Origin of the sequence: Halalkalicoccus tibetensis, from assembly GCF_037996645.1 — an archaeon.
Classification (GTDB): Archaea; Halobacteriota; Halobacteria; order Halobacteriales; family Halalkalicoccaceae; genus Halalkalicoccus; species Halalkalicoccus tibetensis.
The window spans coordinates 305,723-326,277 of record NZ_JBBMXV010000003.1; the positions used below are offsets into that span (position 1 = coordinate 305,723).

Genomic DNA, 20,555 nt, shown 5'->3' on the forward strand with positions numbered 1-20,555 from the left:
ACCCATGAACCGTTCGGCCCTCCTCGCGGCGCTGGTGATCGGGATCGTCGGGGCGACCCTCGCCCCGCGGTTCGGCCCCACCGCCGCGTTCCCGCCGGTTCTCGTCTTCCTGGTCTGCTCGCTCGGTGCGCTCGCCGGCCTCCGGATCGTCTCGTATGCCCTCGCGCTTGACGCTCAGAGGTAGTTCGCGATCGTCCCCGCGAGGTCCTGGGCGGTCAGGGCCGACCCGATGAACAGCACGATCACGACCAGGAGGAACCCGGCCTGCTCGATCCGCGAGGGATCGAAATACCGGTTGACCGCGGCGAACAGCGCGATCGCCGTGATCGGCAGCCCGATCACGCCGTTGACCGCGGGCATCGTGATCGCGAGCGAGACGGGCGTGAAGCCGGTGAAGGCCAGAAGCGGCAGCGCGAACAGCACGGAGAGACAGATCAGCGAGTGGACGACCAGCCGGAACGGGCGGTCGCCGAACATCGTCTTCCGGCCGTACGCCTGCGGGATCATGAAGCCCGCGCCGAACAGCGTGCCGGTGGCGCTGGTGAAGGAGGCGGCGCCGGCGGCGATGATGAACACGTCGAGCGCCCAGGGGCCGAGCGCGTCCGCCAGCGGCTCGCCGGGCGCCGTCAGCGTGATGTCGCCGCCGTCCGGGATCGTCATCGCCGCGACGACCATCACCGCGATGCTCAGCCCGATCACGGCGACCATCCCGAAGGTGTGATCCCGCCGGTACTTCTCGACGACGTCCCAGTCCTTCGTCCCCGACATGCTGGTCTGGATGAAGAAGTTCGGGTAGTAGACGGTCGTCCCGAGCAGCGCGATGATCATCGTGAGGTAGCCGAACTCCGAGACGAGCGTCGGGACGAAACCGGTCGTGACGTCACCCAGCGGGAGGTCCAGCCCCATGACGATGACGAGATACGAGCCGAAGATCGCGAGCACGAGCGCGGCGACCACGCCCTCGATGCGGCTGTAGAGCCGGAGCTCGACGAGCGCGATCCCCAACGCCGCCATCAGGATCGTCCCGATGTAGAGGTTCGAGAGCGGCGAGATGTAGACGAACGCCGCGCCCGCGAGCGCGTAGTTCGCGACGCTCCAGAACTGCATGATGAAGGAGATCCCGATCGCCAGGGGTTTCGCGGCGGTCTGGCCGATCCGATCGGTGATGTAGATCATCAGCGGGCGGTCCGCGGCGGCCAGCCGCGCGGACATCTCGTGCATCGCGAGGCCCGCCAGCAGCGCCAGCGGGAGCACCCACAGCAGGGCGAACCCGAAGTCGCTGCCGGCCTCCGAGAGGATGAACACGGATCCCGCGCCGAAGATGTTCGCCGCGAACAGGAGCCCGAGCCCGTAGCGATTCACGAACTGCTTCGTTCCCGACACCGAGCGTTCGAAATAGGTGCTCGTACTCATCCGGTCTATCGTAACTAAGGACAGATTATACGGATAAGGGTTGAGCTTGCGTGCGAACAGGTCGCAGCCCGTCAGCCGGGATCGGCCTTCAGGCCGCTGCCAGTGAGGGGAACGACCACGTCGTCGGCAGCGTCCAGAACGCCCCGTTCGCGATACTGCCGGAGGGCCGCGGGCGCCACGGCACACGTCGGCTCCGTGTAGAAGCCCGCGCGGTGGAGCCGGTCGAGTTCGCGTTCCGTGTCGGCCTCCCCGATCGCGATCGCGTCCCCGTTCGTTTCCTCGATCGCACCCCGGATCTCCCTCCCGCGGACGGGATCGCGGATCCGAACCCCGTCGGCCACGTCGTTTTCACCTCTTTCGCTGTCGTCGTGGAGCGCCTCGGCGATCGGCGCGTAGCCGGCCGCCTGCGCGCCCAGCAGCCGGGGAAGCGAGTCGGTCCAGCCCGCCTCCAGCAGGGCTCGAAAGCCCCGATACGCGCCCAGAAAGAGCGTGCCGTGGCCAAGCGGGAGCACGACCGCGTCGGGCACGTGCCAGTCGCGCTGGGCGGCGATCTCGAAGGCCACCGTCTGGGTGCCGGCGAAGAAGGCCGGGTTCCAGGCGTGGCTCGCGTACCAGCCCTCCCCCGCCTCGACGACCTCGATACACGCCTCGGTGACCGCCTCGCGGCTCCCCTCGACCCGCACCACCTCGCCGCCCGCCCGTTCGATGGCGGCGAGCTTCGAGGCCGTGGCCGAGGCGGGGACGTAGACCTCCGCGTCGATCCCCGCCCGGGCCGCGTAGGTCGCGATCGCCGCGCCCGCATTGCCCGAGGAGTCCTCCAGTACCCGCTCGATGCCGAGCTCGGCGGCCCGCGAGAGAACCGTCGTCGCCCCGCGGTCCTTGAAGCTGCCCGTCGGGAAGACGTACTCGAGTTTGAACTGCGCGTCCCACCCGGGCGCCTCGACCAGCGGCGTGAAGCCCTCGCCGAGCGTGACCGCGGGCTCGATCGGGAGGAACTCCGAGAACGACCATAGGCCCCGGCGAGTGTCGAGCTCGTCGAAGGCCGGGGGCGGACCCTCGGGGAGCGGTCGCTCGGCGAGTTCGAGGGGAGACCCACAGGAACAGCGCCACGGTTCGTCCGCGCCCGCGGCGTACGTCCGCTCGCAGGCCGGACAGTACAGGTCGGCGACCATCAGTACGTGTCGATCCCGGTGGCGACCGAGCAGACGTACTCGCCGGTCGCCACTTGGGGAAGCCGCCGTGAGCGCCAGAAGATCCCGTCGCCGTCGGCCGTCACCTCGGACTTGACTCGCCCGAAGGTGTCCCTGACGGTGAAGACCGTCTCGCCCCGGGAGAGCCGGTCCCCGAGGGCCTTCTCGAAGCGGACGAACCCGCCCGACGGCGAGCCGTACTGGTCGAACCCGCTCGCGCGGGTCTGGGTCTCGGGCTCGACCTCCCCGTCGAGGTAGCCGTAGTACCGCAACACGTTGAACGAGCCACGGACGCCGTACTTGATGCTGCGGTCGTCCCAGCCGACGCTGCCCCCGAGCTCGGGGTCGATCGTCGGGATCCCCTCGTCGGGGCCGACCCGCGCGAGCTGGCCGTTCGGCCCCTTCTGGTCGAGGACGTAGCCACAGCCGAAGACCTTCGCGAGCTCGAGACACTGCTCGTGGAGCCGGTGGCGGGTCCCACAGCGGACCCGGACCTCGTTGAGCATCCGGCTGGTCGAACCCTGATGGAGGTCGAGGATCCGGTCGGCGCGCTTTGCGGCCTCGAACGTCGCGTGGGAGATCCGCTCGGAGGAGGTCCCGTCGGCGTCGCCCGGATAGGTGCGGTTGGTCTTCGTGTCGTCGATCGGGTTCCGGTGTTTCGCGACCTGGAAGCCGTGATAGTTGACGATGCCGACGGCCAGCACCGTCCCGGAAAGCTCCTCGGGGTCGATCCGTGGGATCACCCGCTGGATCACGCCGATTCCGTTGAGCTCGTCGCCGTCGCTCGCGGCCTGCATGTAGAGGGTGTCGCCGTCGTCCGCGCCGTTCACCACCGCGACCGGCAGCCCGAACTCCCCGCCGTCTCGCGTCTCGCCGACGACCAGCCGCCCCGTGTCGGTCTCGCCGGGGGCGGCCGCCGCCGTTCCGAGGCTCGTCATTACCCCTAGACGACGCGGCCACGCTCTTTAGGCGTTCGATTGTGCCATCTGCCGTACCTATCGGGCCGCACCCGGGCGCGCGGTCGGCGGAACCGGGACGCCTTTCTCCCCCGGCTTCCAACCCCGACCGTGAGCGACAGTACCCCGGAGGGCCCCTCGCTCGCGGCGCTGTTCCTCGACCTCGGGGTCCGCCGTCACGCCGCCGTCGGCCTCGTCGTCGGCGTCGCGGTCGCCCTCCTCGCGTACGTCTACCGGATCGTGATCGTCGACGCCGCCCCCGGCGTCGAGAGCTCGCCGCTGTTGTTCGGCGTGCTCGCGGTGACCCTCGCCGTCTCGGTCGCGGCGCTGGTCGCGATCGTCCTGACGATCGCCTCGGCGGTCCGGCGGGCCAAACGACTCGACTAAGGAACGGTAATCCTTAACCGGGATGGTCATCAATCTCCGGGTATGGCAGACGATCTGAAAGAGGGGCTCGAAGGTGTTCTGGTCGCCGAATCCTCGCTGAGCTACATCGACGGGGAGGAGGGGCGACTCGTCTATCGGGGCTACGGGATCGAGGACCTGGCCCGCGAGGCGAGCTACGAGGAGGTCCTCTATCTCCTCTGGCACGGCGAGCTCCCGACCCGCGAGGAGCTCGAGACCTTCGACGAGGAGATGAGCGCCGAACGGACCGTCGACGCGGAGGTCCTCGATACGGTCGAGGCGCTCGCCGCCGCGGACGCGGAACCGATGGCCGCCCTCCGGACGGCCGTCTCCCAGCTCTCGAGCACCGATCCCGCGGGCCCGACCGACCCCGAGGACCACGAGGCGACCCTCGAGAAGAGCCGCCGTATCACGGCCAAGGTCCCGACGATCGTCGCCGCCTTCGCCCGCTACCGCGAGGGCGACGAGCCGGTCGAGCCCCGCGAGGAGCTGAGCCATGCCGAGAACTTCCTCTACATGCTCAACGACGAGGAGCCCGACGAGACCGCCGCAGAGACGTTCGACGCGGCGCTCGTCCTGCACGCCGACCACGGGCTCAACGCCTCGACGTTCTCGGCGATGGTCACCGCGAGCACCCTCTCGGACGTCCACAGCGCCGTCACCAGCGCGATCGGCACCCTCAAGGGCGGCCTGCACGGCGGCGCGAACCAGAACGTCATGGAGATGCTGAAGGAGGTCGACGACAGCGACAAGGACCCGGTCAAGTGGGCGAAGGACGCCCTCGACGAGGGTCGCCGCGTCGCCGGCTTCGGCCACCGCGTCTACGACGTCAAGGACCCCCGCGCGTTCATCCTCGGGGAGTTCTCCGAGTCGCTGGCCGAGGAGGCCGGCGACATGAAGTGGTACGACTACAGCATCGCCATCGAGGAGTTCATGCAGGAGGAAAAAGGGATCCCCCCGAACGTCGACTTCTACTCGGCGACCACCTACTACCAGATGGACATCCCCATCGACCTGTTCACCCCGATCTTCGCGCTCTCGCGGGTGGGCGGCTGGACGGCCCACGTCGCAGAACAGTACGACGGCAACCGGATCATGCGCCCGCGCGCCCGGTACGTCGGCCCCGAGGACCGGGAGTTCGTCCCGCTCGATGAACGGTAACGACGACAGCACCCCCTCCCATCTGCCATGGCACGCGTCTTCGTCTACGGAACGCTCACCGACCCCGACCGGGTCGAGGAACTGCTCGATCGTTACGAGCTCGGCTCGGAGGTCGTCCTGCAGGGGCTTCGCCGTGTCGAGGGCCAGTACCCGACGCTCGCCCCGGGCGGCGAGTGTGAGGGACGCCTGCTCGAAACGCCCGAGATCGACCGGCTCGACGCCTACGAGGGGGTCGAATCGGGGCTCTATCTCCGAGCCTCGGTCCCCGTCGACGACGGCGAAAGCGCCGACTGCTACGTCGGCGACCCCGAGCCGTTGGGGGCCGACGCCGAGTGGCCTGGGAGCGGCCCGTTCGAGGAGCGCGTCCGATCCTACCTCGACGCCAACGACGTCCGAATCGGCCACAAAGAATGACACCCGTGCGCCGCCCGTCTGACGCCCCTTCGGATCGCCCCCGTCGAGCGGTTTCACTTCCGCTCCGGACGGGCTGGTTTTATATAGATGGGAGACGCCCCTATAGCTGCACGTCACACGGTTCGTGCATTCCCCATCCGTCCGATTCTTTCGGAGACGAACCGTTAACCACGACCCCCGCGTAGCCGCCGGCATGCTCGACGTCCAGGACGTCTACGGGGCACGCGAGCGGGTCGAGCGGACCGCCCGCCACACCCCGCTCGACTACTCGCATACCTTCTCGGAGATGACCGGCGCCGAGGTCCACCTCAAGCTCGAGAACTTCCAGCGCACCGGCGCGTTCAAGATCCGTGGAGCGACCAACCGGATCGCGACGCTTTCGGATCGGGAGCGGGAGGCGGGCGTCGTCACCGCCAGCGCGGGCAACCACGCCCAGGGGGTCGCGCTCGCGGCCACCCGCATGGGCGTCGACGCGGTCATCGTCATGCCCGAACACGCCCCGATCTCGAAGCTCAAGGCCACACGGAACTACGGCGCCGAGGTCGTCCGCCATGGGTCTGGCTACGACGCGGCCGCCGAGCGCGCCCACGCGATCGAGCGCGAGGAGGGGCGTACCTACGTCCACGCCTTCGACGACGAGGCGGTGATGGCCGGCCAGGGGACCATCGGCCTCGAGATCGTCGAGGACTGCCCCGAGGTCGACACCGTTCTCGTCCCGATCGGCGGGGGCGGGCTGATCGCGGGGATCGCGACGGCGCTGAAGGCCCAGGAACGCGACATTCGGGTGATCGGCGTGCAGGCCGAGGGCGCCGCCAGCGCCGCCGACTCCCTCGAGAAGGGGTCGGTCCAGGAGTGGGACGCGGTCGAGACCATCGCCGACGGGATCGCGGTCGGGCGGATGGGCGATCTGACCTTCGAAGTGATCGAGGAGCGCGTCGACGAGGTGGTGACGGTCTCGGACTCGGAGATTGCCGTCGCGCTCGCGGCGCTGCTCGAGCGCTCGAAGACGCTCGTCGAAGGGGCGGGGGCGGTCCCGCTGGCGGCGCTGCTCTCGGGCGCCGTCGACTACGAGGAGGGCGAGACGATCGTCCCGGCGCTCTGTGGGGGCAACATCGACCTCAACACGTTGACGACGGTGATCATGCGCGGGCTGGTCGAGACGGGCCGGTATCTGAAGGTCCGCACGGTGCTGAAGGACCGCCCCGGTGCCCTTCGCCAGCTGATCGACGTGCTCGCGGAGAACCGCGCGAACATCTACGCGATCCAGCACGACCGGACCTCGCGGGACATCGCGATGAACGCCGCGGAGGTCGTGATCGACCTCGAGACCCGCGGCCACGACCACGTCGGGGAGCTGCTGGCGGGGATGCGCGAGCAGGGCTACGAGGTCGAGGTGCTGGTGTAGTTTTAAGAACGGCCCATCCGAGGATAGGGGTATGAAGCGAACCGTCAGCACCTCCGAGGCGCCCGACGCGATCGGCGCGTACAGCCAGGCGACGGCCACGAACGACCTGCTGTTCACCGCGGGTCAGATCGCGCTCACCCCCGACGGGGAGTTCCTCGGCGACGAATCGGTCGCGGTCCAGACCCGTCAGTGCCTCGAGAACGTGAAGGCGATCCTCGAGAGCGAGGGGCTCTCGCTCCAGCACGTCGTGAAGACGACGATCTATCTGGACGACATCGACGACTTCGACGGGATGAACGAGGCCTACGCCGAGTACTTCGCTGACAACCCGCCGGCTCGGAGCGCCCTCGAGGTCGGCTCGCTCCCGAAGGGCGCCGCCGTCGAGATCGAGACCGTCGCCACGACCGACTGATGGATCCGCGGACGAAGGCGAGCCTGCTGTGGGGGATGATCGGCGCGCTTTCCTTCCTCGTCCTGATCCAGGGTTACGAGCTGCTCACCGGCGAGCGCCTCTCGTTCGCCCTGAAGTTCGCGGTCGCGGGCTGCGTCGGGGTGGCCGCCGCCGGGTCGACGTACGCCGCCGAACCGCTCGTCCTCGGGTCGAACGGAAGGGTTTAAAGGCGAACGACGGGTAGAACACGACGAGCCGGGATGGCCGAATGGTAAAGCGCACGCCTGGAAAGCGTGTTCCCTTTTGGGATTCTGGGTTCAAATCCCAGTCCCGGCGTCCGTCTGTGGCGAGCATCGTGAGGAGCGAAGCGACGAACCGCGAGCCACGAAGTCGACACGGATACGGGATTTGAGCAGCGAACGAGCTGAGCGAAGTGAGTGAGTTCAAATCCCAGTCCCGGCGCCTCGTGCTTTCTTCGATCTATCGCGTCTCCTCGACGGAGACGTACGAGCCGCGCTCGGCGGCGATCCAGCGGCTCTCGGGCCGGCCCCGCGTGGCGTCGAACACCACGACCTCGTCGGGCGCGAACCCGAAATCGATTCCGACTCCGGCCGGGTTGAACGTATAGCGCAGCGCGAACGTCGGCCAGTCACTGGCCGGGGAGGCGTGCTCGGGGCCGACCTCACTCATACGCCCGCCCGTCGCGAAAGGAGTCCTCGAGGCGGTCGAGGAACTCGATCGCCTCCTGGAGGTACACCATCTGTTCGGCGGGGATGTCGTCGTGTTCCGCCGCCTCCTCGAGGAGCGCTTTCGCCCGCGCGACCCGTGCGGGGAACGACAGTTCGTTCATGCTCGCACCGCCCGATGGCGTCTCGTGACCGCCCCCGACGGGTCCGAACCCGTTTTCGGCGCGCGGGGGCGACCGGTGGTGTCGTCCGTCGTCCGTGATCTCGGTGTCTCTCGGTTCATGGAGTATCGCTGTCCTGTCATAGAGAAATATCTACTATCATATATATCGTCAGTAACGTCGTCGTGAACGGCCGGCTTACCGCCGGGTAACCCCACCTCGCTAGTTTGTTACAGTAAAATGGATAAGAAAGTATATATGTTATACGAGGTAACTGACGCTACCGTAACGCTTCACTACTCATGACGCCTGTTCAGGTCCTCTATCTCGGTAGCGCGGCAGACCCGATCGAGCGACTGCTCACGGCGGCCGATGGGAACCCGTCGATCGCCGTGTCGGCCGTTCCGTCGGTCACGGTGGCGGTCTCGGATCCGGTCGTCCGGCGTGCCGACTGCCTCGTCTGGGACGCGACGGGCGGTACGGATCCGGAGATCGAACGGCTGTTCTCGCTCTCGCCCGGCCTCCCGGTCGTCGTTCGGAGCTCCCGATCCGTCCCCGACAGCCTCGAGACCTACGCGCCGTCGATCACCCGCGTCGACGACGAGTCGCTCGTCGATGCGGTTCGGGCGGTTCACGACCCCGACGCCGACGCCGGCTCGCCACCGGAGGTGACGCTGTCGCTTCTGGATCAGTCGGCCGACCGGATCGCCCGGATCGATCGCGACGGGACGTACCGGTCGGTCAGCGAGGGGCTCGCCGCCGCGATCGGCAGCTGTCAGGGTGAGCTGCTCGGAACGCCCGTCACGGACTCGTCGGTGGGCGACCCCGAACCGATCCTCGAGAACGGGCGCCGCGCTATCGAATCCGGAGCGATCCAGCGCTACACCGACGGGAACCACCAGTACGTCTTCGTCCCCGTCGGCGACGAGCAATTCCAGCTCGTCGTTCAGGACGCCCAGTCGACGAACGGCTCCGAGCGGATCGAGCTCTCGAACGGCTTCATCGACACCGTGCTGGACCGGCTCTCGGACATCTTCTTCGTCTTCGATTTCGAGGGCAACTTCCTCCACTGGAACGACCGCCTCGCGGAAGTGACCGGCTACTCGAACGATGAGATCGCCTCGATGTCCCCCATGGAGTTCTTCGTCCAGGAGGACTACGACCAGGTCGATACGGCCATCTCCGAGATCGTCGAGACGGGCGACGCGACCGCGGTCGTTCGTATCCGTACCCGCGGCGGGCGGCTGATCCCCTACGAGTTCACCGGCTCGATGGTCGCCCACGACGACGGTTCGCCCCGCTATATCTGTGGTATCGCCCGGGACATCTCCCAGCGACGTCGTTCCGAGCGCGCGTTGCGCGAGCGCCAGCAGGCGCTGTCGAACCTCATCCGGAACCTCCCGGGGGTCGTCTACCGGTACCGAAACCAAGCGGGCTTCCCCGTGGAGTTCATGAGCGAGGGCTGTACGTCGCTCACCGGCCACTCCCGCGAGCGCCTCGAGTCCGGCGAGCTCTCGTGGGGGGACGTGATCCACCCCGACGACCGCCAGGAGGTCTGGGACGTCGTCCAGGACGCCATCGACCGCGGCGACCAGTACCAGACGACCTACCGCATCCGGACCGCCGACGACGAGGTCCGGTGGGTCTGGGAACAGGGCGGCGGCGTCGACGACCCCGACGGCTCCGTCGAGTACCTCGACGGCTACCTCACCGAGATCACCGACGTCGTCGAGATCGAGGAGGAACTCCGCCGCGAGAAGGCGTTCACCGAGAGCGCCCTCGACGCCCAGCCCGACGTCTTCTACGTCTTCACCCCGAGCGGCGACATCCTTCGGTGGAACGACCGCTTCAACGAGGTGACGGGGTACACCGACGAGGAGATAGAGCGCATGCACCCCACCGAGTTCGTCGCATCCGACGACGTCCCCACGATCCTCCGGGGTATCGAGCGGGTCGCGGCCGAGGGTGCGACCGTCTCGATCGAGGCGACGCTCGTGAGCAAGGACGGTGAGCGGATCCCCTACGAGTTCACGGGGTCGGTGATCGAGGACATCAGCGAGCCGATCTACGATACCGGCGACCACGATGTCTACATCTGTGGGACCGGTCGGGACATCTCCCAGCGGATCACCGCAGAACGGGAGCGCGAAGCGGCTATCGAGGAGCTCGAGCGCTCGAACGCCGAGCTCGAGCGGTTCGCCTACGTCGCCTCTCACGACCTGAAGGAGCCCCTGCGGATGATCCGTAGCTACCTCGACCTGATCCAGCGGCGCTACGAGGGCGAGCTCGACGAGGACGCCGACGAGTTCATCGGCTACGCCGTCGACGGGGCCGAGCGGATGCGAAAGATGATCGACGACCTGCTCACGTACTCCCGGATCGGCACCGACGACCTCACCCCCGAGCCCGTCGAGTGTCGCGACCTCCTCGATCGGGTCCTCGCCGGCCTCAAGATCGCCATCGAGGAGGAGGACGCCGAGATCACCGTCGATCGCCTGCCGACCGTCGAGGGCGACGCCCAGCAGCTCGCCCAGCTCTTCCAGAACCTCATCAGCAACGCTATCGCCTACTCGGGGGACACACCCCCCAGGATCCACGTCTCGGCGACGGAGCTCGAGGACGGATGGCAGTTCTCGGTCGAGGACGACGGCGTCGGAATCGACCCTGAACAGGCCGACGAGGTCTTCGAGATCTTCTCGTCGGGACCCGTCTCCTCGAGCACCGGGATCGGCCTCGCGATCTGCCAGAAGATCGTTCGTCGCCACGGCGGCGAGATCTGGGTGGAGTCCGAACCCGGGGTCGGCACGACGTTTCATTTCACGATTCCGGAGAGCAAACCGACACCCGCCGACGCCCCCTCGGAGACGCCCGATCTATGAACGCGGGATCGACTCTTGCTCTTCGAGACGCTTATTGCGGTATTAATAGGTAAAATGGAATGAAATCGGACGATGAAACGTTCCTCGTTCTCTTAATATGACCGTTATTTTCGAGCCAGGAACGCCGACAACACCGTTTAGACGGCCACTGGGCGGTACTGTGTCCCCTCGCCTCCTCTAGGGACGGTGTAATATCGTGAACCATCGCCCCGTTATATATTCATCGCAGTCTCATACTACTCCGAGGTGTACTGAATGCATGATTTAACAGGATTTCAGCGTGACCTGCTTCTGGTGATCGCTGGCCTCGACGAACCGAAAGGGCTCGACGTCAACGACGAGCTAGAACGATACTACGGCACCGAGATCCGCCACGGCCGTCTCTACCCCAACCTCGACACGCTCGTCAATAAGGGGTTGGTGAAGAAGGGGAAACACGACCTCAGGACCAACAAGTACATCCTGACCGACCGTGGCGAGCGCGAGATCGAGGCCCGCCTCGACTGGGAGCTCTCCTACATCCCCGACGAGATAAAAGGGGAACTGGAGGAGCTGCCACAGACTCAGTAACGGCCCCATGCAGACGGTCTCCACCGGGTGCGGTGGGGGGCACTACTCGAGATATCCCAGATCCGACAGCCGCTCTTCTACCTGTTCGTCCCCGTCCCCGTCGTCGCGTCCGGACGCCGGCGAGTCGTCGTAAGGGGGGTACGAAGCCGCGCCCCCGTCCCCGACGACCGGTAGGACGTGCCCGTCCATCCGGTCGCTGTACGGGATCCCGATCGCCGAGCAGATCGTCGGCGCGACGTCGAACAGATGTGCGTCCATGAGGTCCGCTTCGGCGTCGATCCCCTCGCCCGCGGCGACGAACAGTCCGTCGAGCTTGTGGTTCCACGGTTCGGTCGGCGGGCCGAACAGCCCGTCGCGGAGCTGTGCCGAGAGGAACTGCTCGAAGTCGTTCGGCACCGTGAGGACGTCGACCGCCTTCTCGGTGTACGGTCCCCAGAAGTACTCCTCACGGGGGGCGACCTCGCCGAAGACGGGCTCCCCGTCGGGCGTCTCGACCCCCGCGAGCAGCTCGATCAGCTCGTCGCGGACCTCCTCGTACTCCTCCCGCGGAACGACGCCCTCCGGCTCGCGGCCCTCGAGATTGATCCGCACCCCGAGTTCGGTTCGCGCGCGCATGTACGCCCGCGACCCGGGGAAGTCGACCTGTTCGGCGCCCGTCCGGCTCACGCCCGACGGGGCGTGCCGGCGTGCGAGCTCCCCGAGGCCGACCCGATCGAGAACGCCTACCGCCCGCGAGGGGGTCAGCCCGGCCTTCGCGGCCGTCGCAGCGAGCCGCTCGACCGTGCTCGGCTCCCACGTGGTTCGGTCGTCGCCCTCCCGGAGCTGATCGCGGATCGGGTTCCAGGAGGGCATCCCCTTTCCCCCGGTCGTCGCCTCGACGTACCCCTCGCGACGGAGGTACTCGTTGAGGCGGAACTCGTAGTTCTCGTAGGGCCCCATCCCGTGGTCGCTCGCGACGAACACCCGCTTCGGGTCACACGCCTCGAGGATCTCCCCGATCTGTTCGTCCGTGGCCTCGTAGATCCGCTGTACGTGGTCGGGGTTCCCGTCGAACTCGTGGAAGACCGTGTCGGTCTTCTGGAACTGGACGAACCCGAAGTCGGGCTCGTACTCGTCGGCGAGATATCGGAACGCCTCCCCACGCATCCGCGCCAGCGTGCAGTACTCGTCGAGCTTCTCCTCGTCGGTGTAGGAGTCGTCGCCCCGCGAGTAGTTCGGATACACCCGGTACTCCCCGATCGCCTCCCGGACCTCCTCGAGGATCCCCTTCGGGTGGGTTCCGGGGTTCTCCGGACCGATGAAGCCGGGGACCACCGCCCCATCGATTTCGTCGGGCGGGTGGGTGACGGGGGCGTTGACGATCACGCTCGAGCGGTCGTGTTCGTCGAGCAGCTCCCAGAGGGTGTGCTCGCGGACGTGGTCGGCGGTCACGACCTCCCAGTCGTAGCCGTCGAAGTCGACGAACCCATAGACGCCGTGTTTGCCGGGGTTCACGCCCGTATACAGCGAGGGCCAGGCGCTCGGCGTCCACGGCGGGATCTGGGACTCGAGAGGAGCACTTACCCCGTCCTCGATGATCGACTCAAGGTTCGGAATGCTGTCGGTCTCCGAGAGGCGATCGATCACGGGCTGGCAGGCGGCGTCGATCCCGATCAGGAAGGTGTCCATTCGGTTGCTCATTCGCTCGTGGGTCACCCTTCGTCGGTCGGCCGGTTAAAGACACCCTCTTGGAACCCGCGCTTGAGTCGCCTCAGGTGTCGCCGTCGCCCTCGAGGTCGGCGCCGACGTCCGCGTCGTCGTCGATCTCCCAGGTCGCCGTACACATCGTGACGTCGTCGTTGTCGTAGGCGTAGTGACGCTCCGCCCCACAGAGCTCGTCACGGCTCATCTCCGGGGTGCCGCTTCGCTCCTCGTCGAGCGCGAAGAAGGCCGATCCGCTGGACTGGTACTCCCGATAGATCACCGTCTCGGAGCTCTCCAACCCCTCGTCGGAGACGTCGGCTGCAACCCCGGGTCCGGGACCGGCCCGCGTGAACACAGTGTTGTAGGGGTGGTCGGTGTGGTAGACCTCGCCCGCCTCCTCGTCGACCGGACGGATCTCGCCGATGGTGTCGACCGCGCTCAGCTCGGCCTGGTTGTAGCTGTACTGGGTCTGGGCGTCGCCGAACCGCGGGTTGTCGATCGTTCCGTCGGTCGCGGCGAACGACACCAGCGGGAACGCGAGCGCGAAGACGAGCAACACGACGAGGATCACCGGCGTCGTCAGGCGCCGCGCGAGATACGCGACGCCGACCGCGGCCAGCAGCGCCAGCGGCGCCGTGAGGAACGCGTACCACCGCTGGGGGATGAACGTCCGGACGCCGAACATCGGGAACCCGAAGATGAACACGAGCATCACGACGATCGAGGCCCCGCACATCACCTTCGCGTGTGAGATGTTGCGCCGCCTGAGGACGTACAGACAGCCGACGACCGCGAGCGCGAACGGGATCAGGAACACCGCCGCGTCGATGTACTGGACCGCCTGTTCGAGCAACGACGGCTCGGTCGCTGCCTCGACACGATCACCGGTGACGTCGCCGAGCCCGGCCGATTCCTCTAGGGTCACCCGGAAGAAGCTGAAGGTGGTCGCGAGGAATGTATCGCCGTGATACGGCGTCAGCGACCACATGAACGTGATGAAGCCCAGATCGAACGCCAACAGTCCCGTCAGGCTCACCGAGTCGGAGCTCCCCGCGTTGAGCCCACGGAACCGACTGGGGGGTGCGAACAGCTCGAAACGAAGGAGGAGGTGGGCGAGCAGCCCCGCTCCCGTGAGGATGAGCATGATGAACGCCGAGATCTGGTGGGTGAGGATCGTCGCGATACTGAGGACGACGATCAGGACGAACTCGCGGCTTCCCGGGTTGACGTCGAGGACGCGGACGAGCAGGTAGAACACCCCGAGGAAGAAGACCAGACCCAGGCCGGTCGGGATGAGGTGGATCGACCACTCGACGGTGTGGGCCGAGATTCCGTAGATCGCGGCGGCGAACAGGCTCCAGCGGGCGGAGACGAACAGACGGGTCGCGATGTAGACGAACACGGGCGAGAACGCCATCCCGAACCCGACCGAGAGGAACAGTCCGTTGCGGACCGCGACGTCCCCCAGCAGGCTCGTGGCGACGACCGCCAGGTGGAACAGCGGCGATGCGTAGTACTTGTTGCCCTCGAGGAAGTCGAGCGATCCGGTCTCGAGGATCGTCACCGACCACGCGGGGACGTGCGTCCAGACGTCGATCCCGGTGTAGCCGGGCGTGGTAAGCAGCGAGACGTACCGGATGGTGAACGCGAGCACGAGGATCTGCGCCATGACGAGCCAGGGGACGAAGTCCCGCTCGCGCGTGAAGAATATCTGGAGGAAGATCGCGATCCCCACGAGCGTCGCGAGGTTGTAGAACATCGGCGTGCGCCCGCCCTGATAGATCCCCATGACGATCAGGAGGGCGGTCCCGAGCAGCACGAGGCTGGGCAGCAGCCGGCCGGCCCAGACGGGAAGGGTCGGCAGCCCCTCGGTGTTGCTCGTCCGAACCGCGAGCAGGTAGAGCGTGGCGGCGATCACCATCGCGACGGGGATCGCGACGATGTAGAAGTTCGAGGCGAGCAGCCGTAGGGGCAACAGGACGACGGCGAGGACGATCGCGAGGATCGCACCGATCACGTCGAAGCGCTGGCTCTCGAGCCAGCCGTAGACTCCACCGGCTCTACTCGCCATCCTGTCCACCTTCTCGTCCGTGGCTGTGTGGTTCGCTCATCGATTACTCCAAGCCGTACCGGAACTCGTCGACGTTGTATTTCTTTTCAACAAGTTGCTCCTGCATAAATCGTTGCGTCCGATCGAGCTCCCGGTCGACCTCCCGGCCGAGCCGCGTCTCGAAGTCGGCGTCCTCCTCGCCCCAGAGCCCGGGATGGGTGAGGATCTGGAGCTTCTCCGGCGGGTCGCCTGCCAGGGGGTGTTCCTCCCGCCAGCGCTGGTTCGAGTCACCCCGGTAGGCGATGTCGGTGAAGAAACGCTCCTCGTAGGTGCTGATGAACCCGTCGAACGACCGCCGGAAGAGCCACTCGTCGGGCCGGTGAAAGGAGACCGCCTCGCTCACCTCCCCGACCGCGCTCGAGAGCGCGTCCCGCTCGGCGAGCGCGCGCTTGGTCACCGCCTCGGCCGGGGCCTCGCCGTTCCAGTACTGATGGGTGCTGAAGTGGACGCCGATCGTGTGGCCCATCGACTGGAGCTCGCGCAGCGCACTCCTGACCGGCTTGTAGAAGACGTTGTACAGCGGACAGCTCAGTAGAACGAAGTACGTCGCCTCGATGCCCAGGTCGGCCTCGATCCGCCCCATTTCGAGCGCCTTTCGGGGCGCGAAATCGATGTCGTGGCGGACGATCATCTCCCCGGGTTCGAGGGGGTCGGCGTAGTCGGCGTCGATGTATCCCGACTCCTGTAGTTCGGCGAGGAACCGTTCGTACCAGTCGTAGGTGAACTCGACGTCTCCCGTGGGCGGCTGATCGGAGGGGCTGTGTACGGTCATTGGTCTTGGATGGGGCGTGCGGGGGTGCCGACGACCGTCGTGTCGTCCGGGACGTCCGAGAGGACGCCCGCGTTCATGCCGACTTCGGCGCCGTCGCCGACCGTCACGTCCGTCGCGACCGACACGTGCGGGTGGATCGTCGCGCGCTCGCCGACGGCCGACCCGCCGGCGAAGCCCGACCCGTAGGCCACGGTCGTCTCGCGGCCGATACGGGCCTGATGGGCGAGGTGGACCTGGCCGCTCAGTTTCGCACCGCGTTCGACGACCGTCTCGTCGAAGACGGCCCGGTCGATCGACGTGTTCGGGCCGATCTCTACGTCGTCCTCGATTATCACGCGGCCCTGATGTATCTGCCGGTGCAGCCGACCCGCCGGTTCGCGCGCGAACCCGAACCCCTCGCTGCCGAGGACGGCCCCCGCACGGACCGTACAGTCGTCGCCGACCTCGACACAGTCCTTGACGTGGACCTGCGGGCCGATGCGGGTCCGTTCGCCGATCGTCGCCCCCTCCTCGACGACCGCCGTCGGGTGGACCTGCGTCTCCGCGGGGCGCTCGACGAAGAACTCGTTTGCGGCCTTCACGAAGTCGAGCTTGGGATCGGCCGTCGGAACGAGCGTCCGGTCGTCGGCGGGCTCGAGGCCCGGCGGGCAGAGGACCACGCCGGCGTCGGAGGCCCGAAGATAGGCAGGATCGTCGTAGATACAGAACGCGAGGTCGTCCGGGCCGGCGGAATCGAGCGCGTCGACGCCGGTGACCATCGCTTCGGGGCCGACGTGTTCGGCGCCGACGAACTCGGCGATCTCCGTTGAGGTGAGCGTCACGGTGTTCCTACGCGTATTGGTTTCGGGAGGTATTTTATTATCCCGGCTCTAACGGCCGCTGTCGAAGCGAGTGCCCCGATGGCCGTTACGAGCGGGCCGTGGACCGCGTCTAGCCCCCGTATAAGGAAGTACTGCCACCGGGTCGCCCCCGACAGAGCATCCGAATATCCATGTATAACGACAAGACGATCGCCGCCGTCATCCCGGCGTACAACGAGGAGCCGTTCATCGGCGAGGTCCTCGAGACCCTCCCCGAGTTCATCGACCGCGCCTACGTGATCGACGACCGTTCGACCGACGACACGTGGGGCGAGATCCAGCGCAAGGCCGAGGCCGTGAACGACGAGGGCGAGACCACCCTCGACCGCGTGGTCCCGATCCGTCACGCTGAGAACAAGGGCGTCGGGGGCGCGATCAAGACCGGCTATCTCCACGCGCTCGACGACGAGATGGAGGTCACGACCGTCATCGCGGGCGACGGCCAGACCGAACCCGACATCGTCGAGCGAATCGTCAAGCCCGTCGCCGAGGGGAAGGCCGAGTACTCGAAGGGCAACCGTCTTCTCGGGTCCGAACGCCAGGACATGCCGCTGTTCCGCCAGGTGGGCAACTTCGTCCTGACGCTGATCACGAAGATCGCGAGCGGCTACTGGAAGATCATGGACCCCCAGAACGGCTCGACCGCGATCTCCTACGAGGCGCTGAACAACGTGGGGATCGAGGAGATGTACGAGGACTACGGCTACCCCAACGACCTCCTGGTGCGGCTCAACGCGAAAAACATGCGCGTCGCCGACATCAAGCGCCGCGCGGTCTACAAGGACGAGGAGAGCAGCATCGACTACAAGACCTACATCCCGAAGGTCTCGGGGCTCCTCCTCCGGGACTTCCTCTGGCGCCTTCGCGTGAAGTACCTCGTCCGGGACTTCCACCCGCTGGCGCTGTTCTACTACGTCGGCGCGGCCTCGGCGGGCGCCGGACTGCTGTCGGCGCTCAAGTCGGCGATCGACCGAGAGGGGACCTCCCGAGGGACCTCGCTCGTGCTGTTCGTGCTCGGGTGGCTGTTCATGCTGCTGGCGATGGTCTTCGACATGCAGGAGAGCGAGGACCTCGAGGTCTTGCTGTACGACTGAACGCGAACCCCGCGCTTCGCGGCCTCTTCTCGCTGGCGGTTACACTCCTCGGATAGCGCCGAAAAAGGAAAGCACCGGGTCGCACCCGAGCGTCAGTAGTTGAAGACTTCGTAGCGACCGTTGCCGTTGACGTCGAGGCCACTGGTGTCGACCGAGCCGGCACCCGAAACGACGGAAACGCCGTCGCGGACCGAGCTCGAGAGGTCCATGTCGACGTCGTTGATGCTCGCCGAGTCGACGCCGCCCATCACGCGGATGGCCTCGGTCTGATCGATGCTCATCTCGATGTCGACGTTCGAGACCTCGAGGTTCGAACCCCCGTCCAGCCGGATGGGGCGCTGGCCGCCGAAGCCGCTGATGTCCTCGTCGTAGACAAACGTCGAGCCGCTGATCGAACTGCCGTCGCCCGTGAGCCGCACGCCCGCGACGTTGGTGTTGACGAACCGGCCGCCCTCGACGTGGACCTGGCCGGAGCCGCCCGTACAGTAGATCCCGTTGTCCGGGAACGGACCGACGTCGATGTTCCGGAGGGTGAGGTCGCCCGAGTGGTAGTTACTGACGAGCAGTCCGGTGCCGCCACGGCCGCCGCTTACGTCCTCGCCGCCGTCCGAGAGGTCGACGTTCTCGACGGTACCGCTGCCGCCACTGTTGGCGAGGCCGGCGAGCATCGGGCCCTTGCTCGGGGTGTCGTGTTTCCCCTCGACGGTGATGTCGCCCGCGTACAGGTCGTCCGCGGCCTGGAGCTCGAAGACCCGGCCGCCGGTGTTCGATCCGGAGATGTCGGCGGTGAAGCCCTCGACGTGGAGGTCACCGATCGGGTCGTTGTAGGTTCCCAGCTTGAAGACGTAGCCGTTGGTGGGTGCGACGTCGATGGTCGCGTCGTTCCCGACCATCCCGAACTTCTCGTAGCCGGTGAGACGCACGGTATCGTCGACGAGATACTCGCCCGAGGGGAACTTCACGAGGGTGTCGTCGCCCGCGACCTGCTGGAGGGTCGACGTGATCGAGCTGTTGCCCGAGCTGTCGGCGCCCGCCTCGACGATGTCGACGACGTTCGAGTACTCCGATTCGTCCGATGCGCTCGCGATCGAACCGAGAAGCGGCGTCGCTACCAGTCCGCCAACGGCACCGAGATAACCGCGTCTGCTGACAGAACTGCGCTCTTCGTGGTCAATATCTCGCATTCCGCTCGTATCACATCAACCATCCCGTGTAACGTTTTCGAATTGAAAATAGTGGGAATGATGAGTCAAATGGGGAACGTATATGACAAATAACACTAGAACGATAGCGACCGGCGACGCTGGCAGGATACCGAGCCTCGCCGCTTACGGGGTAGGCCGGTCATCGGAACCGATCTCGACCCCATCGACGACGATATCACCCACGCAGGCCGCCCCTCCACACGCCGAGATCGCCCTACTGGACGCCCGCGCGATGACGGGGTCGGCGATCTCGACGCCGAAGGCGCCGCCGGCGAGGTCGATCCCGTGTCGGGCCCCGTCGATTCTGGGGGCGTCGATCCTCGTGTCGGTCGAGTGTGAGACCTGAAGGGCTACCCCCCGGTCGTCGGTGCTGTCGCGGGGATCGGTAATGTGGGGCTCGTCGAGGACCGTCCCCAGACAGTAGTCGATCCGGTGGCCGTACTCCCCGTAGCCCGAGACCTCACACCGTTCGAACAGGCTGTCGACACACGACTCCATACGGAGGGGGACGTCCCCGCCGACGGTCGTCACCTCCCGAAAAACGGGGCCGACGAGCGGATCGAGACGATGGATCTCGGCTCGACTCTCGTCCCCTCCCTCGTCCCCGAAGCCGGTTCTGGTGGCCCGCTCGACGACGAGCCCCGAGTCGGTCACGGACGCGACGCGCGCGATCTGGCATCCGTAACCCGATCCCGCCCGGAGGGGGTGACGACCCGACCAGCCCTCATACGGCGTTTCGATCAGCAGGTGGTCCCCCGCGGTGAACCCGGCTGTCGAGACGACGTCGATCCGCCGTTCGTCCTCCCGGATCGGGCCCGCCGCCCGGGTCGAGGTCGCCGGCGACGCGCCGTTGTAGTGGCTGCCCCGGAAGTGGAACCCGCCCGCGTCGGCGAACTCGATCGTCGCTCCCCCGCCGTCGATCGTCAGCGCCGTCCCGATCGCGTGCAGCTCCTCGAACCGGAAGATCCCGTCGCGAAACAGGACGCGGTCACCGGTTTCGGCGCGTTCGAGGACCGATCGGAACACTCCGTCACAGGGGTCCCCATCGCCGATCCCGGCGACCTCCGCGAGGGCGTCCATCTCGAACGTTCGCCGGTCGCCGTCGAACCGGTTCGCCGGTCGGCCGCTGTTCGTCGGTTCCCGTCTCGCCGGCGTCGCCATTCCGTATAACTTTCCGATCACGTCCTCTCACGCGTCGAG

General features: G+C 66.8%; 21 protein-coding genes and 1 tRNA gene. 11 read left to right on the plus strand and 11 right to left on the minus strand.

The genetic code is table 11. The features are described from left to right. The first annotated feature begins 4 nt into the window (after window positions 1-4). Window positions 5-184 carry a hypothetical protein gene (locus tag WOA58_RS10080; RefSeq protein ID WP_340604066.1) on the plus strand — a complete coding sequence of 60 codons (180 nt, stop codon included), beginning with the start codon at window positions 5-7 and terminating at the stop codon, window positions 182-184. Here the strand turns inward: WOA58_RS10080 and WOA58_RS10085 are convergent. From WOA58_RS10085 to WOA58_RS10095, 3 genes are all read right to left on the minus strand, one after another. Further along, window positions 175-1,413, minus strand: a complete 1,239-nt coding sequence (locus WOA58_RS10085) for an NRAMP family divalent metal transporter (RefSeq protein WP_340604067.1) — start codon at window positions 1,411-1,413, stop codon at window positions 175-177. The two genes, WOA58_RS10080 and WOA58_RS10085, sit on opposite strands and share 10 nt — an antisense overlap. A 71-nt stretch (window positions 1,414-1,484) precedes the next feature. Then, entirely contained in the window at window positions 1,485-2,585 is a 1,101-nt protein-coding gene (locus WOA58_RS10090; protein ID WP_340604068.1) for a threonine synthase, read from the minus strand. After that, entirely contained in the window at window positions 2,585-3,541 is a 957-nt protein-coding gene (locus WOA58_RS10095; RefSeq protein ID WP_340604069.1) for a succinylglutamate desuccinylase/aspartoacylase family protein, read from the minus strand. The genes WOA58_RS10090 and WOA58_RS10095 overlap by 1 nt, the downstream gene beginning before the upstream one ends. A gap of 129 nt (window positions 3,542-3,670) precedes the next feature. On the opposite strand from WOA58_RS10095, the gene WOA58_RS10100 reads away from it, so the two are divergent. The 7 genes from WOA58_RS10100 to WOA58_RS10130 all read left to right on the plus strand — a co-directional run bounded on the left by WOA58_RS10100 (window position 3,671) and on the right by WOA58_RS10130 (window position 7,671). Next, entirely contained in the window at window positions 3,671-3,946 is a 276-nt protein-coding gene (locus WOA58_RS10100) for a DUF7536 family protein (protein WP_340604070.1), read from the plus strand. Between the two features lie 42 nt (window positions 3,947-3,988). Next, window positions 3,989-5,125 (plus strand): citrate synthase, encoded by a 1,137-nt coding sequence (gene citZ, locus WOA58_RS10105; RefSeq protein WP_340604071.1) that lies wholly within the window; start codon window positions 3,989-3,991, stop codon window positions 5,123-5,125. A gap of 27 nt (window positions 5,126-5,152) precedes the next feature. After that, window positions 5,153-5,539: a gamma-glutamylcyclotransferase family protein gene (locus WOA58_RS10110; RefSeq protein WP_340604072.1), complete on the plus strand. Its 387-nt coding sequence runs from the start codon at window positions 5,153-5,155 to the stop codon at window positions 5,537-5,539. Window positions 5,540-5,732: 193 nt separating this feature from the next. After that, window positions 5,733-6,944, plus strand: a complete 1,212-nt coding sequence (gene ilvA / locus WOA58_RS10115; protein WP_340604073.1) for a threonine ammonia-lyase — start codon at window positions 5,733-5,735, stop codon at window positions 6,942-6,944. Window positions 6,945-6,975: 31 nt separating this feature from the next. Continuing rightward, window positions 6,976-7,356: a RidA family protein gene (locus tag WOA58_RS10120; RefSeq protein ID WP_340604074.1), complete on the plus strand. Its 381-nt coding sequence runs from the start codon at window positions 6,976-6,978 to the stop codon at window positions 7,354-7,356. Further along, window positions 7,356-7,562, plus strand: coding sequence for a hypothetical protein (locus tag WOA58_RS10125; RefSeq protein WP_340604075.1), 207 nt, complete (start codon window positions 7,356-7,358; stop codon window positions 7,560-7,562). Before WOA58_RS10120 ends, WOA58_RS10125 begins: the two co-directional genes overlap by 1 nt. Window positions 7,563-7,589: 27 nt before the next feature. Next, a tRNA-Ser gene (locus WOA58_RS10130) sits at window positions 7,590-7,671 on the plus strand. A 144-nt stretch (window positions 7,672-7,815) separates the two neighbouring features. Here WOA58_RS10130 and WOA58_RS10135 read toward each other — a convergent pair. Beyond that, the gene (locus tag WOA58_RS10135) at window positions 7,816-8,025 is read right to left on the minus strand and encodes a hypothetical protein (RefSeq protein WP_340604076.1); all 210 of its coding nucleotides are present in this window, start codon (window positions 8,023-8,025) and stop codon (window positions 7,816-7,818) included. Beyond that, on the minus strand, window positions 8,018-8,185 hold the full coding sequence (locus tag WOA58_RS10140) for a hypothetical protein (protein ID WP_340604077.1): 168 nt from the start codon (window positions 8,183-8,185) through the stop codon (window positions 8,018-8,020). The genes WOA58_RS10135 and WOA58_RS10140 overlap by 8 nt, the downstream gene beginning before the upstream one ends. 299 nt (window positions 8,186-8,484) lie before the next feature. On the opposite strand from WOA58_RS10140, the gene WOA58_RS10145 reads away from it, so the two are divergent. After that, entirely contained in the window at window positions 8,485-11,061 is a 2,577-nt protein-coding gene (locus WOA58_RS10145; protein ID WP_340604078.1) for a PAS domain-containing sensor histidine kinase, read from the plus strand. Window positions 11,062-11,316: 255 nt separating this feature from the next. Next, the gene (locus tag WOA58_RS10150) at window positions 11,317-11,631 is read left to right on the plus strand and encodes a helix-turn-helix transcriptional regulator (protein WP_340604079.1); all 315 of its coding nucleotides are present in this window, start codon (window positions 11,317-11,319) and stop codon (window positions 11,629-11,631) included. Between the two features lie 42 nt (window positions 11,632-11,673). Here WOA58_RS10150 and WOA58_RS10155 read toward each other — a convergent pair whose 3' ends face one another. The 4 genes from WOA58_RS10155 to WOA58_RS10170 form a co-directional block, all read right to left on the minus strand. After that, window positions 11,674-13,311 carry an alkaline phosphatase family protein gene (locus tag WOA58_RS10155; protein ID WP_340604592.1) on the minus strand — a complete coding sequence of 546 codons (1,638 nt, stop codon included), beginning with the start codon at window positions 13,309-13,311 and terminating at the stop codon, window positions 11,674-11,676. 70 nt (window positions 13,312-13,381) lie between these two features. Next, complete coding sequence (locus WOA58_RS10160; RefSeq protein WP_340604080.1) at window positions 13,382-15,385, minus strand: hypothetical protein; 2,004 nt, start codon at window positions 15,383-15,385, stop codon at window positions 13,382-13,384. A gap of 43 nt (window positions 15,386-15,428) precedes the next feature. Further along, window positions 15,429-16,196 carry a polysaccharide deacetylase family protein gene (locus tag WOA58_RS10165; protein ID WP_340604081.1) on the minus strand — a complete coding sequence of 256 codons (768 nt, stop codon included), beginning with the start codon at window positions 16,194-16,196 and terminating at the stop codon, window positions 15,429-15,431. After that, the gene (locus WOA58_RS10170) at window positions 16,193-17,017 is read right to left on the minus strand and encodes an LpxD N-terminal domain-containing protein (protein WP_340604082.1); all 825 of its coding nucleotides are present in this window, start codon (window positions 17,015-17,017) and stop codon (window positions 16,193-16,195) included. The genes WOA58_RS10165 and WOA58_RS10170 overlap by 4 nt, the downstream gene beginning before the upstream one ends. A 170-nt stretch (window positions 17,018-17,187) precedes the next feature. Here WOA58_RS10170 and WOA58_RS10175 point away from each other — a divergent pair, with 170 nt between their 5' ends. Then, a complete protein-coding gene (locus tag WOA58_RS10175; RefSeq protein WP_340604083.1) occupies window positions 17,188-18,150 on the plus strand; it encodes a glycosyltransferase family 2 protein in 963 nt (320 codons plus the stop codon). 92 nt (window positions 18,151-18,242) lie between these two features. Here WOA58_RS10175 and WOA58_RS10180 read toward each other — a convergent pair whose 3' ends face one another. Together WOA58_RS10180 and WOA58_RS10185 are read right to left on the minus strand one after the other, a co-directional pair. Next, on the minus strand, window positions 18,243-19,334 hold the full coding sequence (locus tag WOA58_RS10180; RefSeq protein WP_340604084.1) for a hypothetical protein: 1,092 nt from the start codon (window positions 19,332-19,334) through the stop codon (window positions 18,243-18,245). 144 nt (window positions 19,335-19,478) lie between these two features. Beyond that, window positions 19,479-20,537, minus strand: a complete 1,059-nt coding sequence (locus WOA58_RS10185) for a hypothetical protein (protein WP_340604085.1) — start codon at window positions 20,535-20,537, stop codon at window positions 19,479-19,481. Between the last annotated feature and the right edge of the window lie 18 nt (window positions 20,538-20,555).

Excerpts from the sequence above, each read along its gene's own strand:
- citZ (WP_340604071.1), top strand. The coding sequence starts at position 3,989 with ATGGCAGACGATCTGAAAGAGGGGCTCGAAGGTGTTCTGGTCGCCGAA.
- WOA58_RS10125 (WP_340604075.1), top strand. The coding sequence starts at position 7,356 with ATGGATCCGCGGACGAAGGCGAGCCTGCTGTGGGGGATGATCGGCGCG.
- WOA58_RS10150 (WP_340604079.1), top strand. The coding sequence starts at position 11,317 with ATGCATGATTTAACAGGATTTCAGCGTGACCTGCTTCTGGTGATCGCT.
- WOA58_RS10110 (WP_340604072.1), top strand. The coding sequence starts at position 5,153 with ATGGCACGCGTCTTCGTCTACGGAACGCTCACCGACCCCGACCGGGTC.
- WOA58_RS10180 (WP_340604084.1), bottom strand. The coding sequence starts at position 19,334 with ATGCGAGATATTGACCACGAAGAGCGCAGTTCTGTCAGCAGACGCGGT.
- WOA58_RS10135 (WP_340604076.1), bottom strand. The coding sequence starts at position 8,025 with ATGAGTGAGGTCGGCCCCGAGCACGCCTCCCCGGCCAGTGACTGGCCG.
- WOA58_RS10090 (WP_340604068.1), bottom strand. The coding sequence starts at position 2,585 with ATGGTCGCCGACCTGTACTGTCCGGCCTGCGAGCGGACGTACGCCGCG.
- WOA58_RS10140 (WP_340604077.1), bottom strand. The coding sequence starts at position 8,185 with ATGAACGAACTGTCGTTCCCCGCACGGGTCGCGCGGGCGAAAGCGCTC.
- WOA58_RS10155 (WP_340604592.1), bottom strand. The coding sequence starts at position 13,311 with ATGAGCAACCGAATGGACACCTTCCTGATCGGGATCGACGCCGCCTGC.
- WOA58_RS10085 (WP_340604067.1), bottom strand. The coding sequence starts at position 1,413 with ATGAGTACGAGCACCTATTTCGAACGCTCGGTGTCGGGAACGAAGCAG.
- WOA58_RS10175 (WP_340604083.1), top strand. The coding sequence starts at position 17,188 with ATGTATAACGACAAGACGATCGCCGCCGTCATCCCGGCGTACAACGAG.
- WOA58_RS10080 (WP_340604066.1), top strand. The coding sequence starts at position 5 with ATGAACCGTTCGGCCCTCCTCGCGGCGCTGGTGATCGGGATCGTCGGG.
- WOA58_RS10120 (WP_340604074.1), top strand. The coding sequence starts at position 6,976 with ATGAAGCGAACCGTCAGCACCTCCGAGGCGCCCGACGCGATCGGCGCG.
- WOA58_RS10160 (WP_340604080.1), bottom strand. The coding sequence starts at position 15,385 with ATGGCGAGTAGAGCCGGTGGAGTCTACGGCTGGCTCGAGAGCCAGCGC.
- ilvA (WP_340604073.1), top strand. The coding sequence starts at position 5,733 with ATGCTCGACGTCCAGGACGTCTACGGGGCACGCGAGCGGGTCGAGCGG.
- WOA58_RS10095 (WP_340604069.1), bottom strand. The coding sequence starts at position 3,541 with ATGACGAGCCTCGGAACGGCGGCGGCCGCCCCCGGCGAGACCGACACG.
- WOA58_RS10145 (WP_340604078.1), top strand. The coding sequence starts at position 8,485 with ATGACGCCTGTTCAGGTCCTCTATCTCGGTAGCGCGGCAGACCCGATC.
- WOA58_RS10165 (WP_340604081.1), bottom strand. The coding sequence starts at position 16,196 with ATGACCGTACACAGCCCCTCCGATCAGCCGCCCACGGGAGACGTCGAG.